14 protein-coding genes are annotated in these 15,021 nt (G+C 58.2%); 9 read left to right on the forward strand and 5 right to left on the reverse strand.

Features of this window, described 5'->3' with window-relative positions:
• Positions 1 to 21: 21 nt before the first annotated feature.
• The 4 genes from gpgF to ACQKIK_RS02815 all read right to left on the reverse strand — a co-directional run bounded on the left by gpgF (position 22) and on the right by ACQKIK_RS02815 (position 3,935).
• Entirely contained in the window at positions 22 to 1,014 is a 993-nt protein-coding gene (gene gpgF / locus ACQKIK_RS02800) for a glucosaminyl phosphatidylglycerol flippase (protein WP_073300875.1), read from the reverse strand.
• Positions 1,011 to 1,775: an N-acetylglucosaminyl phosphatidylglycerol deacetylase gene (gene gpgD, locus ACQKIK_RS02805; protein WP_417791909.1), complete on the reverse strand. Its 765-nt coding sequence runs from the start codon at positions 1,773 to 1,775 to the stop codon at positions 1,011 to 1,013. Before gpgD ends, gpgF begins: the two co-directional genes overlap by 4 nt.
• Positions 1,768 to 2,883 (reverse strand): N-acetylglucosaminyl phosphatidylglycerol synthase, encoded by a 1,116-nt coding sequence (gene gpgS / locus ACQKIK_RS02810; RefSeq protein WP_417775247.1) that lies wholly within the window; start codon positions 2,881 to 2,883, stop codon positions 1,768 to 1,770. The genes gpgD and gpgS overlap by 8 nt, the downstream gene beginning before the upstream one ends.
• A 176-nt stretch (positions 2,884 to 3,059) precedes the next feature.
• Entirely contained in the window at positions 3,060 to 3,935 is an 876-nt protein-coding gene (locus ACQKIK_RS02815; RefSeq protein ID WP_499134647.1) for a YihY/virulence factor BrkB family protein, read from the reverse strand.
• Positions 3,936 to 4,267: 332 nt separating this feature from the next.
• Between ACQKIK_RS02815 and ACQKIK_RS02820 the strand changes: the two genes are divergently transcribed.
• Both ACQKIK_RS02820 and ACQKIK_RS02825 read left to right on the forward strand, forming a co-directional pair.
• Positions 4,268 to 5,539, forward strand: coding sequence for an oligosaccharide flippase family protein (locus tag ACQKIK_RS02820; protein WP_499134650.1), 1,272 nt, complete (start codon positions 4,268 to 4,270; stop codon positions 5,537 to 5,539).
• Positions 5,536 to 6,777 (forward strand): polysaccharide pyruvyl transferase family protein, encoded by a 1,242-nt coding sequence (locus ACQKIK_RS02825; RefSeq protein ID WP_241530509.1) that lies wholly within the window; start codon positions 5,536 to 5,538, stop codon positions 6,775 to 6,777. Before ACQKIK_RS02820 ends, ACQKIK_RS02825 begins: the two co-directional genes overlap by 4 nt.
• Positions 6,778 to 6,857: 80 nt before the next feature.
• On the opposite strand, the gene ACQKIK_RS02830 is transcribed toward ACQKIK_RS02825, so the two are convergent.
• Entirely contained in the window at positions 6,858 to 9,062 is a 2,205-nt protein-coding gene (locus ACQKIK_RS02830; protein WP_499134652.1) for an OsmC domain/YcaO domain-containing protein, read from the reverse strand.
• A gap of 395 nt (positions 9,063 to 9,457) precedes the next feature.
• Here ACQKIK_RS02830 and ACQKIK_RS02835 point away from each other — a divergent pair, with 395 nt between their 5' ends.
• The 7 genes from ACQKIK_RS02835 to ACQKIK_RS02865 all read left to right on the forward strand — a co-directional run bounded on the left by ACQKIK_RS02835 (position 9,458) and on the right by ACQKIK_RS02865 (position 14,941).
• On the forward strand, positions 9,458 to 10,828 hold the full coding sequence (locus ACQKIK_RS02835) for a tyrosine-type recombinase/integrase (RefSeq protein ID WP_312724750.1): 1,371 nt from the start codon (positions 9,458 to 9,460) through the stop codon (positions 10,826 to 10,828).
• 120 nt (positions 10,829 to 10,948) lie between these two features.
• Positions 10,949 to 11,557, forward strand: a complete 609-nt coding sequence (locus ACQKIK_RS02840; RefSeq protein WP_319300681.1) for a hypothetical protein — start codon at positions 10,949 to 10,951, stop codon at positions 11,555 to 11,557.
• Positions 11,558 to 11,698: 141 nt separating this feature from the next.
• Positions 11,699 to 11,983, forward strand: coding sequence for a helix-turn-helix domain-containing protein (locus tag ACQKIK_RS02845; protein WP_499134655.1), 285 nt, complete (start codon positions 11,699 to 11,701; stop codon positions 11,981 to 11,983).
• Between the two features lie 113 nt (positions 11,984 to 12,096).
• Positions 12,097 to 12,288, forward strand: a complete 192-nt coding sequence (locus tag ACQKIK_RS02850) for a hypothetical protein (protein ID WP_312724747.1) — start codon at positions 12,097 to 12,099, stop codon at positions 12,286 to 12,288.
• Between the two features lie 3 nt (positions 12,289 to 12,291).
• On the forward strand, positions 12,292 to 12,441 hold the full coding sequence (locus ACQKIK_RS02855; RefSeq protein ID WP_312724746.1) for a hypothetical protein: 150 nt from the start codon (positions 12,292 to 12,294) through the stop codon (positions 12,439 to 12,441).
• Positions 12,438 to 13,313, forward strand: a complete 876-nt coding sequence (locus tag ACQKIK_RS02860; protein WP_499134658.1) for a toprim domain-containing protein — start codon at positions 12,438 to 12,440, stop codon at positions 13,311 to 13,313. Before ACQKIK_RS02855 ends, ACQKIK_RS02860 begins: the two co-directional genes overlap by 4 nt.
• The gene (locus tag ACQKIK_RS02865; RefSeq protein WP_499134660.1) at positions 13,313 to 14,941 is read left to right on the forward strand and encodes a YfjI family protein; all 1,629 of its coding nucleotides are present in this window, start codon (positions 13,313 to 13,315) and stop codon (positions 14,939 to 14,941) included. The genes ACQKIK_RS02860 and ACQKIK_RS02865 overlap by 1 nt, the downstream gene beginning before the upstream one ends.
• Positions 14,942 to 15,021 lie beyond the last annotated feature (80 nt).

The following is a 15,021-nucleotide window of genomic DNA, read 5'->3' on the forward strand; positions in this document are numbered from 1 at the left end:
GGAACGGCAAGGCGGAGCCAGTCAGACATTTCGGGCTTTGGCCAGGCGATCGAACAATGGCCGACCGGCGAGATGCAGAAACAGCGGCGCGCCGGCGATGAGATAGAAGTAATAGGTTACGAAACGCCAGATCAGTATGCCCGCCGCCGCCGTGGACTTCCCCACCAAAGGCGCCAGCAAGGCCGCAGAGGCCAGTTCGGCACTACCGGCACCACCCGGCAGCAGGCTCAGTTGTCCGGCTGTCAGCGCCAGCAGCTGCACGATAAAGGTCCAGGCCCAGGCCAGCGAGCTGCCAAGCCCTAGCAAGGTCAGGTACAGCACGCTATAGCGCAGCAGCCAATGCAGCGTGGTCAGGATGAACACCCCGAGCAGGATCGACCGCGGCAACCGGAAACACTCGAGCAATGCATTGCGAAAACTCAACACCTTTCTGGCCCAGCTACGCCGACGCGTACGCTTCACACCCAGTCGACCGACCAGCCAGCCGTTGATCAGAAATACCTGCCGATGAAAGCGGCCAAGCAAAGCAAGTAGCACCATTAAGCCGATCAGCAGTGCCGCACTAAAGCCAAGCAGGCTGGCGATATAGCTGTTCAGCGAATGGGTGACCGCATAGATGAGCACACCCACCAGCGCACAGGCGAAAAACAGCAGGTCGGTCAGCTGCTCGACCGCATAGGTCGCGGTACCCTTGGCGGGCGGCACGCCATGGCGCAGCAACAGCGCCATCATCGTCAACGGACCACCGGCGCCGCCCGGCGTAGCACAGATGGCGAACTCCGTTGCGATCACGATGCCCAGCGCACGATGCTGTCCCAAGCGGCGACGGCCAATGAGCAAGCGCAGCCGGAGCGCATTCAAATACCAGCCAAATACGATCATGCCAAGCATCGTCAGTAGCAAGCCTGGGGAAAAACTGCGTAACCGCTCGAACAAGCCACTGCCGCCGAGCAAAATCGGCACCAGGGCGGCCATCAGCAAAGCGCCAGCGAGCAACCACCAGCGACGACTCATGCCGCGGCGCTCGAAGTCAGTACGTGGCGATCAAGCCAGTCTATTTTCGTCACTGGCTCGCGCCCGTCTGCGAGCAACCGGATCAACAGATCCAGCCAGTACTGACGCGAGAACGGATGGCGCATATCCACCGGATGCAAACCGAGCCGCAACACCGGCGACCGCTGGTACCGATGGAGCATTCGCTCGCTGAGCAGCCGTGACATACCGCGGCGCCATGCACTTCGAGCACTCCAGACCAGGCCGGGCGCGTCTATGGCTTGGTAGTCGGGCAGCAAGTAAAAGTGGCCAGGGTCGCTGGTATAGGTCAGCCCAGTCGCAGCCAACGCTTCTCGAGCCCCCGACCCCAAAAGCCAGGCAGGCGCCACGAAGCCATACAGGGGCCACTGGTTGCGTTCGAACAGTTCGATTCCATGCCGCAAACGCCTGGCAGACTCTTCGCGGCTCAGCGGGTAGAACTCGCCTTCATGGGTGAAGACGCGGCGCATAAACCAGTCACGTGGCGTGCGCGGTTCAGGCGCCTCATCGGCGTGGTAGCACCCATGCAGGATCAGCTCATCGCCACGTGCGAGTCGCCCATCCAGCAAACGTCGGAATTCCACATGATCATCGAGCCGGTTGCGGCGGTGGAAATCCGGCACCACGAGCCACGAAATCGGGATCTGGCCCAGCGCGTCGACCGCTTCGACGAAGGGCCGGTAGTCCGGCCAGGTTTCGGGCGCCACGTCATGCAGCACCAGCATCAGGCTGCACTCAGCCATGCACGGCGACCGGCAATTCCGCCGTGCCCAATACCGCGTGATAGTGCGCCAACAAGCCGGCGACCACCGCATCCCATGCGTGGTGCGCCTCGACATGCTGACGGGCTTGCATGCCGAGTAATCGCGGATCGTCCTCGAACAACTCTCGTACGGTCTGCGCCATCGCTACGGCGTCCAACGGGCGGCAGAGCCGACCGGTATGGAACGGCACCAGTTCAGGTAATGCGCCAGCGCGTGCCGCGATTACGGGTATCCCACTGGCCATGGCTTCGAGCGCTACCAGGCCGAACGTCTCCTGGTTTCCGGCGTGCAGCAGGACGTCGCTGCTGGCCATGTAGCGCGCCACCTCCGCGGCAGGACAAAACCGGTCGATCACTGACACGTTGGACGGCACGCGATGCGGCATACCGGAACCTACCAGCAGGAGATGGTAGGGCTCACCCAAGCGCCGTGCGGTGTCCAGCAGTACATTGAGGTTCTTTTCTCGTGATCCACGTCCTGCGAAAATCATCAACCGCGCATCGTCGGCAAGGCCCAGTTCGCGGCGGACCTGAGGGTCACGCAAACTCGGCCGAAAGGTATCCAGATCAACACCCAACGGCTGCACATAAACATTATCGACGCCCAGCGATGTCAGCTTCTCTGCCATGACGCGACTCGGCGCCAGTACCCGGTCGAAGCTGCTGTACAGCCTGGAAACGTAGCCGTTCATGTTGGTGCCCAGCCATCGGCCGATACGGTTGCTCACCAGCAATGGCAAATCCGAGTGGTAAAAGCCGATTACCGGCACGTCCAGACGCCGACCGGCGTCGAGAGCAGCCCAGGCTGTCATGTAGGGGTCCCCGACCTCGATCACGTCAGGGCGCAGAGAGCGCAGCTGATTACGCCAAGGAGAGCGCCGTATGGGAAACCGATAGCCCTTGCCGAATGGCAGGGCGGGTGCCGGAATTTGATAGATACCCGCGTTGTGACTATAGCGCTCACCCGGAACCAGGATGCTATGGCGAACTCCAGCATATAGCTGCAAGCGCCGGTGTTTGGCCTCGAGATAAGTACGCACGCCGCCGCTAGCAGGTGCGTAGAACATGGTCATATCGGCGATGTGCAAAGTGGAGCGTCTCCGTTAGGTCTCGATGCAAAACCTTCGGAGCCGGTTTCAGTTAGCCGTGAGCGGCGACCCTTGGCAGGCCCGCAGCCAGACCACCACCCGAAAGATTCTGCAATGAAATCAATGGACCACCGGTCCGGACAGTTGTTCGCCGTCGCATCTGCGCTATCTGCTCACTAGCCGTCGACACGCTTGTCACCGTCATCCTTACCCTCTGTAGAGGCATGTTCGATCACCGCATTCAGCTCAGCACCGAAGAGCAAAACCGCCGCTGATATGTAGAAATAGAGCAACAGCACAATTACCGCCCCGATGCTGCCGTAGGTCGCGTCATAGTTACCGAAGTTCTGCACGTACAAGCCGAAGCCGGTGGACGCGGCAATCCACACGATAACAGCCAGTACCGAGCCTGGCGTGATGAAACGGAACTCTTGCTCGACGTCGGGCGTGACGTAATAGAGCACCGCCACTACCAGCATCATCAGCACCACCACCACTGGCCAGCGCAGCCAGGTCCACAGCGTGACGACGATTGCCTTTAAGCCAACCTGATCAGCTAGCCACTCGATAACTTGTGGGCCGACGACCATCAGCGCCGCAGTGGCCAGCAGAATCAGCGCCAAGCCAATCGTGTATACAACCGAAAGCACAACCAATTTCCAGGTCGGTCGTCCTTCCTTGACGTCGTAGGCCTTGTTCATGGCGTTCATCAACGAGCGAACTCCGACCGAGGCCGACCACAACGCCACGAGAATACCGAAGGAAAGAAAACCGCCTTTTTTCTCCTGCATTCCGTCAATAACAGGGTTGACCAAGTTCAACGCATCGGGGGGCAACACCAGTGCAACCTGTTCGCGAAGCCAGGTAAAAAAATCCTGCAGATCCAGCAGGCCCAGCAATGCAATCAGAAATAGCAAAAAGGGAAACAACGAAAAAATCGCTCGGTACGCCAGAGCCGACGCGTAGGTGGTCATGTCGTCGTTGCTGAAATCCTTGAAGGTGCGTTTCAACAGCTCGAAGCTGCCGATGCCACGCGTATTCAGCATTGCCATTCCCCTTTTCGCTCTGAAAAAAGCCGAAGCCGTTAATCGTGGGACGACCCTCGGTTGCAAGAGTTCGCCTTCCGCGATGAGCGAGGCGACGTAGAGCCTGTCTAGCACGCGATGCGCCCACCGGCTTAAGCACGACGGGCGCATGGCGGAGGAACTTTCCACGCTGTTGACGCTCTTGATGGAGTCGCCAATTCAGTCCAACGCTGACTGAAAGCGACTGCATACAGCTGCCAGGTCCGAACCGCTTGATCAGCGCATTTGACTTGACCAGCAGTAGCAACCCGGACGCCAGCCATGGCTTTTGTCGCGATTAGCGGCCGCAGGAGCATTGAATGAAATCGGCCTACGCCACGGACGCACCCCACCCTGGAATGAAAGCCGACCTCGTCAAATACGCCAGGCTCATCGTTACCAAAGGCAGCGGCGCTGGCGCTACGCTCGGCCTGAATATCCTGTTGGCGCGGCTGTTGGTGCCCGAGTTGGCCGGGACCGTGTTCTTTTGCGTGGCGCTGGGCATCTTCCTGTCGCTGCTCGCCCGGCTGGGCCTCGACATTGCTTGCCTGAAAAATATCTCCTCCTTGCACGAAGGCCAGCAGCGCAGGTACTTCGACCGAGCCTTGATGCTCTCGGCACTGATGAACATACCTGCATTCCTGATCGGCTTGGCAGTGGTGTATTTCTCCGAGACCACACAGGCCTATTTCGTCCACGCCGCCGTCCTGTTTGCGGTTACTGCCCTTGGCCTGTCACTCCTGAGCATCGCCAGCGAGACCTTGAAGGCCAAGCACAAGACCAGCGAGGGCCTGTTCTGGCAAACGGCTGTTCAGCCTGCGCTAACGCTTCTGCTGGTGGCGATCACCGGCAGCGACCTGACGACCGTAGTGGCCTGCTTTGCGTTCAGCTTCGCGCTGGCCATTCTCGGATCGATCTGGCGTGCCCGAGCCAGCCTCCCCCGCTCAGGAACCGAGGCTGCGCTGGGCTGGCGAGAAATGCTCATCCTCTGCATACCGCTGATGCTGATTGCCGTCATGAACAGCATCATCGAGCTGTCCGACACGCTGCTACTCGGCGTGCTGCGCTCAGCCAGTGAAGTCAGCATCTATTACATCGCAGCCAAGATCGCAGCGCTCTCGACCACGCTGCTGTTCATCATCAACGGCACCATCGCCCCGGACATCTCCAAACGCTGGGCGCAGAACGACCGCGCTGGTGCGTTCGCTATTGTCCGCAAGTATTCGCGCTTCATGCTGGCGCTGGCGCTGATGATCCTGCTTGCCATCGGCCTGCTACGCGAATACATCCTTGCCGTGTTCGGCCCCGAGTACCGCGAGCAAGGCGTCTATCCATTGCTGGTCCTTGCCATCGGCTATTTCTTTGTCCTGGCCGCAGGCCCGCTGGGCATCTTCATGACCATGACTGGCAATCACCGTCGTTACTTGCACAACAACATCGCGGCCTGCGTGATCAACGTCGCGCTAAACCTGATCCTCATTCCGCGCTACGGCGTCAATGGCGCCTGCTTTGCCACAGCCGTAGCGCTGGCGATCAAAAACACCCTGCTCTACGTGCAGTTCAAGAATATCGAAAGGAGTCCGACGCCATGACTGACCGGGTAAACGTAATCGCTTACGGAGCCTATGACCGGCACAACTATGGCGATCTGCTCTTTGCAATCGTCCTCAAGCGTTACCTAGAAGCGGATGGTCGCTTTTCTGTGATAGTCGCCGCGACCAAGAAGTCCAATCTTTCACGGTACGGGGCGCTTCCCACCGTTCCGCTGAAAAAAGCGCTGGACGCTACCCGTCAGCAGCCGAAAACGATGCTCATCGTGGCCGGCGGCGAGTGCCTTACGGCGCAGTGGGAAAGCATCATCGGCTACCTCGCACCGCAGGCGATCTATTACCCGATCAAGGCGAGCCCTTACCTGATCGGCCACAAGGCGTTCATCCGCCTGAGCCGTATGTTCACTTCGATTCCGTCGGATATTCCGCTCGTCCTTGGCGAACGCGACCTGCCCGGCTACAAGGTGATGTACAACAGCGTCGGTGGAAACGAGATCAGCCGCAAGAAGCCGCTGATCCATGACGCCATCAAGCGCAACCTCAAAGACTGCACCTATGTGTCGGTACGTGACCGGGAAACCTCGGCTGAGCTGGACAAGCTCGGAGTCGAACACAGCCTGGTGCCGGATAGCGCGATCCTGATATCCGATATTTTCCCGCAGCAGGTCGATCCCGCCGAGCCCGGCCATATCGTCTTCCATATCTCCGATCACCACGCCAAGCGCCGCATCGAGGCGATCGCTCAGCAACTGACCGAACTCAACGTCAATACCGGTCTGAAGATCGCGCTGCTCACCATCGGCAAGGCACCTGGGCACTCGGATGACGAACCGCTCGACAAGCTGCATAGCCTGCTCGGTGACGAGCGCGCCTACCGTGTAGACAGTGGCAACATCGAAGACATCATTCGCTGCATCGCCACCAGCAAGCTCTATTGCGGTACCAGCCTGCACGGCGCGATCACCGCGCTTGCCTACGCCGTTCCGCAAATAGCATTGCTCCCGCAGCGCGTGATCAAGCTCTCGAGCTTTCTTGAAACCTGGGTTCCCAAGCAGTCGTGCGGCTTTGCAGAAGTCCCACAGATCAGCCAGATCGGCACCAACCTGGTCAACGTGTTCGGCGACAGCCAGCGGGCCGAGCTGCGCGCGGTGGTCGAAGCCATGAAAGGCCGCGTGCGGGCTAACCTCGACCATATGGTCGAACTCTACGACGCGGCCCCTGCGCGCGGCGAGAAAACCCGCAACGAGCAGCACAAGCCGGAAGCCGTAGCCGCGAACTGAGTCAGCAGCCGCGCTGCATCACGAAAAAGCCCGCAACTATGCGGGCTTTTTTGTTCATCAGGCTTCGCTCGGCAGTGGAACTAGCGAGCCGAAGTCATCGCGTTGGCTCGAGCCGTATGGAGCTTCCGGTAGCTGTCAATGAGCCGCTGGTGGCGATCTAGCCCTTCCAGTTTGGTGCTGGTAGGCGTCAAGCCGAAGAAGCGCACGCTACCGTCCAACGATCCGGTCACCGCATCCATCCGAGCATCGCCAAACATTCGGCGGAAGTTGACCTCGTAATCATCAAGTTGCAGTTCCTCGTCCAACTCGACCTCCAATACGACATTTAACGCCTGGTAGAACAAGCCGCGCTCGACGGTGTTGTCGTTGAATTGCAGAAAGGCCTCAACCAGCTCTTTGGCTTCTTCGAATCGCTGCAAGGCGAGATAGATCAACAGCTTCAACTCAAGAATGGTCAGCTGACCCCAGGCGGTGTTGTCATCGAACTCAATCCCGATCAATGTCGTGATGTCGGTGTAGTCATCCAGTTCGCTTTCTTCCAGACGCTCGACAAGTGCTTGCAAACCGGCATCGTCCAGGCTGTGCAGATTCAGAATATCCGCACGGAACAGTAGCGCTTTGTTGGTGTTATCCCAGATCAGATCCTCCACCGGGTAGATCTCGGAATAGCCGGGCACGAGGATGCGGCAAGCCGTTGCGCCCAGATCCTCGTAGATCGCCATATAGGCTTCCTTCCCCATCTCTTCGAGGATGCCGAACAAGGTGGCGGCCTCCTGGGCATTGGCGTCGTCGCCGTCGGCCGTGAAATCCCATTCAACGAAATCGAAGTCTGCTTTGGAGCTGAAGAAGCGCCACGACACCACACCGCTCGAATCGATGAAGTGTTCCACGAAGTTGTTCGGCTCGGTCACCGCGTTGCTTTCGAAGGTCGGCTGAGGCAGATCGTTGAGCCCTTCGAAACTGCGTCCTTGCAGCAACTCCGTGAGGCTGCGCTCCAGCGCAACTTCGAAACTCGGATGAGCGCCGAATGAGGCAAATACGCCACCGGTACGTGGGTTCATCAAGGTGACGCACATCACCGGGAACTGCCCGCCCAGCGAGGCATCTTTGACCAGCACCGGGAAGCCTTGCTCTTCCAGCCCCTTGATGCCCGCTACGATGCCGGGGAATTTTGCCAGTACGTTTTGCGGTACATCCGGCAGCGCAATTTCTCCTTCAAGGATTTCCCGTTTAACGGCTCGCTCGAAAATTTCTGACAGGCATTGCACCTGAGCTTCGGCCAGTGTGTTGCCGGCACTCATGCCATTGCTGAGAAACAGGTTTTCGATCAGGTTGGATGGGAAATACACCACCTCCCCATCCGACTGCCGGATATAAGGCAAAGCGCAGATGCCGCGCTTTACATTGCCAGAGTTGGTGTCGTACAAATGCGAGCCGCGCAAATCTCCGTCGGGGTTATATATTTCCAGGCAATACTCATCGAGTATTTCCGCCGGCAACGCATCCTTACGGCCAGGCTTGAACCAACGCTCGTTCGGATAATGAACGAACGCGGCATTGGCAATATCTTCTCCCCAGAACTGATCGTTGTAGAAGAAATTACAGTTGATTCGCTCGATAAATTCGCCTAGCGCCGAGGCTAAAGCACTTTCCTTAGTGGCGCCTTTCCCATTGGTAAAACACATCGGCGAATGCGCATCGCGAATATGCAGCGACCAGACGTTCGGCACGATATTGCGCCACGAGGCGATTTCGATCTTCATGCCAAGATCGGCCAGGAGTCCGGACATATTGGCGATCGTCTGCTCCAAAGGCAGATCCTTACCCGCTATATAGGTGCGCGCCTCTGATCCCGTGCCGGGCAGCAGCAAGGCCTGCGCATTGGCGTCCAGGTTCTCGACCTCTTCAATGACGAACTCCGGTCCGGTTTGCACCACCTTCTTGACGGTGCAGCGCTCGATTGAACGCAAGATGCCCTGGCGGTCCTTATCGGAAATATCCGCAGGCAACTCAACCTGAATCTTGAATACTTGGTTGTAGCGATTCTCCGGATCGACAATATTGTTCTGCGATAGACGGATATTTTCGGTAGGAATACTGCGAGTCTGGCAATACAACTTTACGAAGTACGCGGCACATAGCGCCGACGAAGCCAGGAAATAGTCGAAAGGCCCCGGTGCCGAACCATCGCCTTTGTACCGAATTGGTTGATCGGCGACCACCGTGAAATCATCAAACTTGGCTTCGAGCCTGAGGTTGTCGAGAAAATTAACCTTGATTTCCATGCGGGATTACCAGAACGATACATTTGCTCGCTATTATCCGGCTTCCAGGCTAGATGTCTTATTCTTTTCCGAAAAAGCAGTTCGCAATCAGGCGCTCTTTCCGGCGGCCCAAACGTCGCTGCGATGCATCGCGACGCTGCCTAACCGCCGGAAAATGAAAAGGCCCGCATCGCTGCGAGCCTTTGATTTCATTGGTGCCGGTGAGAGGAGTCGAACCCCCGACCTTCGCATTACGAATGCGAGGGTGTCCGGATACCCTCGCATTTATGAATCTTTACGGAGCTATACAGAGCGCGGCCTGAAGGCTATTCTAGGCTTAACGGGGTTACATCGAAACATCCCCTTTTCGGCCAAATACGTAACCCCAGCGTAACCCCGGAATCGGCGAGGAAGGCATGCCCAGCGCAACCCATATTGCATTCAGCAAAGAAAGGCTGTTGGCGCTACCGCCGTCCGAGGCCGGTAAGCGTGCCACTTATCACGACACCAAAATTCAGGGCTTACAGCTTCGAGTGTCGCCGACTGGGGTCAAGACGTTTTCAATTTATCGACGCATGAAAGGTGGCCAGCCTGAGCGCGTTACCCTTGGCCGATTCCCAGCAATGACTGTCGAGCAGGCGCGCAAACAGGCCACTGCCGTTAATGCCGAAATCGAAGCAGGCGGGAACCCAGCAGCTGCCCGTCGAGCTATCCGGGAGGAACAGACTTTCGGCGAGGTGTTCGATGATTTTCTCAAGAAGAAGCGCAAGCGCGACGGCACACCACTCGGCGAACGTACCAAGCGGGATTATTCGGATGTGCTGCGCCTGTATCTAGAGCCGATCAGAGGTAGAAGGCTGTCGCACATCACCCGCGCGGATATCAAAACAATCCACGCTAAGGTTACGAAAAAAAGCGCGGCACAGGCCGATCGCGCACTCGCCGTCGTTTCTTCGGTATTCAGCTACGCCGCGGATATAGAGTTGTTCGAGGGCATCAGTCCGGCGATCCGCGTTCAGAAAAACCATGCGCCATCTCGCGACCGCTTCGCTCAGGCAGTTGAACTACCTTATTTATTCGAAGCCATCGGCGAGTCGAGCTTGAGCGACTTTTTTCTCCTGGCGCTATTAACCGGCGCGAGACGCTCAAATGTCCAGGCGATGGCCTGGCGCGACCTTGACCTCGACGCCCGCGTCTGGCGCATCGGCATGACCAAGAATGGCACGCCGCAAAACGTCACCCTGTCGCCTGAAGCTGTGTCCGCACTCAAAGCCCGCAAGCGCACCACCGGCACGTCGCCTTTCGTCTTCCCCGGCGAAGGCAAGACCGGCCACCTAGTCGAGCCGAAAAAGGCATGGGCTGCCGTCCTGCTGCGCGCCAGCCTGCGCCGCCTCCTCGACCACCTGGAAGGGATAGGCAAGCTGACCACCGAGGAGCGCCAGCAGGCTGACCAACGGGTTACGACCGCGCCAGCCGCCGCAGCGAAGCGTTACCGCGCCATCGCCGACGCCCTGGAAATCGACCCGGCGATCTATGACATGACCGACTTACGGATTCACGACCTGCGCCGCACTCTTGGGAGCTGGCAGGCCAAGACCGGCGCATCTCTGGCAATCATCGGAAAATCCCTCAACCACAAGACCCATCAAGCCACCGCCATCTATGCGCGGCTTGATCTTGATCCGGTGCGGCAGTCCGTCAACACAGCAACACAGGCCATGCTTGAAGCGGCCGGCATCAAACAGCCCGCCGAAGTGGTAAAGCTACCCACAAAACTCAACTCGTAAAATAGACCACCGGCTTGACTAAATTATCGGTCTGCCTAGGTTCGTACCCGAACAACGGGAACCCCACTCGCCCGGCTGGTCGATCGATCCGATAATTGGGATTACTTAGAGCAACGTGCAATGAGTGACGACGGAAAGGAAGCACCAGCACCGGGCTTAGGTTTTAACACCCTCCAAGCTAAAAAATACCGCATGGAGCGATTAGCCAGGCCAAGCCATTGGAGCCCCGGCGTAAGAGTTAAATCGGCTGAAGAATATGACCGGTACGCGGATCATCTCGCACGGGAGTTACTCGCAACCTGTACTCCCGAGCACATGGCTGTCATAGCAGCCCAGCACATGATTTATTCGGATGAGTTGAAGTGCTTGCTGGAAGAAGATAAGGCCGATCTGGACAAGGTATTTAAAAGCTTTTTTGAGATTACGGTTCAGACATCAACCATGACCGCAATGACCGCAGTTGAGGCGTATCGAAAGCATTCTGCTGAGAAGCGAGCGGCCGGTGTCCGTGCGCGGAAAGAGGACGTGATGGCTCTCGCCCGAGAGATTGCCGCCGAAAAGTGGCGTAAAGATATCGGGAAGAAAATCAAAATCGGAAAAATGGCTGAAACGGTATTCAGCGACCTGAAAAAAACTAAGTACTGCAAATTGGTAAGCAGCGTTGGTGCCGTCAGGAGATGGATTAAACCTGAAGCACCTGACTTTGCAAGCCAGCCAGGGCCAGGATGAAGTGGAGTTCGCAGGCAAGGAAGATAACGCTAATCTGACAGTCGTAACGAATAATCAAACACTTGTAACGATAGGATTTTTCCTACCGCCCACTTTTTCACAGCATGACTCCGCCAAATCACACTTGATGGAGTCGCATACATGCCTACCACCCACGCCTCAGATTTTGCGGAGCTCAAGGCTGAGATTGCCGCGCAGGTTGCCGCGCAGCTCGGCTTTGATCCGAAGAGCCCACCTACGCAAGTCAGCGATATACAGGCGGCTGAAGTGTTGGGCGCCAAAAAAACCACCTTGGCCGTCTGGCGCTCTACCGGCCGCTACAACCTTCCGTTTGTAAAGGTTGGCCGCCTGGTGCGTTATCGCGTTTCGGACCTTGCAGCGTTCTTGGCGCGTCGCACTGCTGACCATACCGGCGAGGTGTGCTAATGAAAACGCCTCCTCCCTCCAAAGCCCCCAGCAAGACCATGAGCATCTTGGCGTATTTCCTCACAGGCGCCACTTTGAACCATTTTGAGGCTGAGCCCCTTGGGGACCACTGCTTGAATAGCACTATCTCTGAACTGGCGAACCGTCACGGCGTCACCTTCAAGCGCACGCCGGAGAAAGTGCCTAACCGCTGGGGCAAGCCTTGCCGCGTCACCCGCTACAGCGTTCCCGCCACCGAGCGTGAACACGCAAACGCCATCTTGGCGACTCTGGAACGTAACGCGCTCTCTAGCCGCGAGGACTAACCCATGCCGAAATCACCAACCCGCCGCAAGGCCGGGACGCCCTCGGCCGTTCTGAAAAAGGTCATTGCCTGGCTTCGCTACCACCCGATGAGTACCGATGTTGTTGGGCTTAGCGTTATCGCCGTGATCCTCATTTGGGGTTATTTCCAATGATCGAAGCCTATTTTCATGCTGCCATGCAAGCTGTCCATGGCCCGCTTCACTGGCTGCCCAAAGCGGACGGCCAGATCCACCGCTACCACGTCCCTGGTGACCGCGCAGGCACACGCAACGGTGCTTACGCGCTTTATTCGGACGGAATTGCATCGGGCTGGTTTGGGAGCTTCAAAGAAACAGGTGGTACCACATGGCACACCTGGAGCAGCCGCAAACCCTCCACCCCCTTCGAGCTCGAGTCGATCCGTAGACGTGTCGAGCAGGCCCGCCGTCAACGGGAAGCGGAGCAACTTCACCGCCAGCAGCTTGCTGCGGCCAAATCGATGCGACTGTACGTGTTTGCGGTACCAGCGAAAGCCAGCCATCCCTACCTGGTGAACAAGGGCTGCCAGCCGCATAACCTGCGCCAACTGGAATCGACCCTGCTGGTTCCGCTGTACCACGAGTGCAAGCTGGTCAATCTCCAACGCATCTGCCCGGACGGCACCAAGCGTTTTATGTTTGGTGGCCGCGTGGCTGGCGCGTACAGCCCTATGGGCAAGGCGGAGCCTGGCAAACTGATTTACGTCTGCGAAGGCTGGGCGACAGGCGCCACGATCCACGAGCACACCGATGCCGCCGTGGCCTGCGCCATGAACGCCGGAAACCTGCTGGCTGTCGGTCAGCAGTTGCGCCGCATTTACCCAAATAGTCCTTTGGTCATTGCCGGCGATGACGACCGCCAGACCAAGGGCAATCCGGGGCGCACCTCCGCGGAGCGTGCCGCCGAACAACTCGGCTGTGGCGTCGTGTTCCCGCCATGGAGCGGCGCAGAACCGTTAAGTCTTTCCGACTTCAACGACCTGAAAAACTGGCAGGAGGGGTACTAATGGAGCCGTTCCTAATTCCTGATCCGCGCTACCCCGAACCAACGCCGCTGTTGCCTGAAGTGGAAGCGGCCGTTCGTTATCCGCTGGAAGCCTTGGGCGATGTACTGGGAGGTGCTGCCGCTGCAATAGTGGAAGCTGTACAAGTGCCTGCGGCGCTTGCGGCACAATCGGTCCTTGCGGCCGCTGCGATGGCGGCACAGCCTCACGGTGACGCCATCCGGGATGGGCAGCCGATCCCTCTTTCGCTATTTTTGCTTACCGTGGCCGAGTCTGGCGATCGCAAGTCCGCTGCTGACCGCCTGGCTTTGCGCGCGCATCACGAACGACAGAGCGCACTGCTGGAGCGTTATAGCGCCGAGCAGAAGGAGTATCGGGACCAGCGAGACGCGTATCAGTGCGCACGCGCTGCCATTCTAGAAAAAGCAAAAGCCAACCCCGCGGCCGCCGCCGCTGGGTTGGACGCATTGCAAGAACCCGATCCGCCTCCTTTGCCATTCATCCTGGTTGAAGAACCCACCTTGGAGGGACTGCAAAAGTCGCTGCTCCGCGGGTACCCCTCGCAAGGGCTCTTCAGCGATGAAGGTGGGCAGTTTTTTGGAGGTCACGCCAACAAGCCGGAAAACATGCTCAAAAGCGTGGCAGGACTTTCGAAGCTGTGGGATGGCGCACCGATCACCCGTACCCGTGCCGCCGAGGGCGAGAGTGCATCACGCAACGGTTGCCGCCTGAGCGCCCACCTTATGATCCAACCCGTCGTTGCAAATAAGGTATTGGGGGACCCGATACTGCGCGGGCAGGGGTTTCTTGCCCGTTTCTTGGTTGCATGGCCCCAGTCGTTGGCAGGTACACGTTTTTATCAACATGCGAACCCACGCCATGATCCGCGCTTGCTGCGGTATTGGGCGCGCATGACCGATCTCCTGCTCCGTGAGCCGCCCAAGAACGATCGCGGCGAGTTCGAACCGACTGAGCTGAAGATGGACGCGGACGCCAAAACTGTTTGGATCGAAGCACACGATGCGATCGAGGCGGAATTGGGCCGAAATGGCCGCATGGAAGACATCAAGCCAACAGCCGCCAAGGGCGGAGAAAATATTCTCCGCATTGCTGGTGTGCTCGCCATTACCGAGAGAGCTTCAAGCCTAACCCGCCCCATTATTGAGCGCGCCGCGACGCTGGTGAGCTGGTATCTGGGCGAGGCACTGCGCCTGGCCTATCCGACGAAGTTGGATCCGCAGCTGCTCCAGGCGCATCGGTTAATCAGCTGGCTGATCCAGAACCACTGGGAAACTTTCGACGCTAGAACCTTGCAGCGTCGAGGGCCGACGGTTGCCCGACAGAACGCGAAGCATCGAGACGCACTACTTACCCTACTTGTAGAACACCACTATTTATTCGCCGAAGGCGTTAACCGGTACCGCGTCAATCCAGCTGCGACAACCGCGACATTTGCGACAACCCACGACAACCATGAGACAGGTGGCTGCGACACGCTTGCGACAGCCAGCGACAAACCCACTGATTGTGATCCATTGTCGCAATCTGTCGCAGGTCTGTCGCAACACCCCCCACCAGCAACTACGACAGCTGTCGCAGTTGTCGCGGATGTCGCAGCGCTCGATCAATAAACCGGAGCGACGCAGCTGCGCGAGCTGAGACAGTTACTCCGGGACCAGGAACAGCTGCTACGCAACCTTCAATAGCAATG

The sequence above is a fragment of the Pseudomonas sp. NPDC047961 genome (genome assembly GCF_050272435.1).
Lineage (GTDB): Bacteria > Pseudomonadota > Gammaproteobacteria > Pseudomonadales > Pseudomonadaceae > Stutzerimonas.

Excerpts from the sequence above, each read along its gene's own strand:
- gpgF (WP_073300875.1), bottom strand. The coding sequence starts at position 1,014 with ATGAGTCGTCGCTGGTGGTTGCTCGCTGGCGCTTTGCTGATGGCCGCC.
- gpgD (WP_417791909.1), bottom strand. The coding sequence starts at position 1,775 with ATGGCTGAGTGCAGCCTGATGCTGGTGCTGCATGACGTGGCGCCCGAA.
- ACQKIK_RS02815 (WP_499134647.1), bottom strand. The coding sequence starts at position 3,935 with ATGGCAATGCTGAATACGCGTGGCATCGGCAGCTTCGAGCTGTTGAAA.
- ACQKIK_RS02820 (WP_499134650.1), top strand. The coding sequence starts at position 4,268 with ATGAAATCGGCCTACGCCACGGACGCACCCCACCCTGGAATGAAAGCC.
- ACQKIK_RS02825 (WP_241530509.1), top strand. The coding sequence starts at position 5,536 with ATGACTGACCGGGTAAACGTAATCGCTTACGGAGCCTATGACCGGCAC.
- ACQKIK_RS02830 (WP_499134652.1), bottom strand. The coding sequence starts at position 9,062 with ATGGAAATCAAGGTTAATTTTCTCGACAACCTCAGGCTCGAAGCCAAG.
- ACQKIK_RS02835 (WP_312724750.1), top strand. The coding sequence starts at position 9,458 with ATGCCCAGCGCAACCCATATTGCATTCAGCAAAGAAAGGCTGTTGGCG.
- ACQKIK_RS02840 (WP_319300681.1), top strand. The coding sequence starts at position 10,949 with ATGAGTGACGACGGAAAGGAAGCACCAGCACCGGGCTTAGGTTTTAAC.
- ACQKIK_RS02845 (WP_499134655.1), top strand. The coding sequence starts at position 11,699 with ATGCCTACCACCCACGCCTCAGATTTTGCGGAGCTCAAGGCTGAGATT.
- ACQKIK_RS02855 (WP_312724746.1), top strand. The coding sequence starts at position 12,292 with ATGCCGAAATCACCAACCCGCCGCAAGGCCGGGACGCCCTCGGCCGTT.
- ACQKIK_RS02860 (WP_499134658.1), top strand. The coding sequence starts at position 12,438 with ATGATCGAAGCCTATTTTCATGCTGCCATGCAAGCTGTCCATGGCCCG.
- ACQKIK_RS02865 (WP_499134660.1), top strand. The coding sequence starts at position 13,313 with ATGGAGCCGTTCCTAATTCCTGATCCGCGCTACCCCGAACCAACGCCG.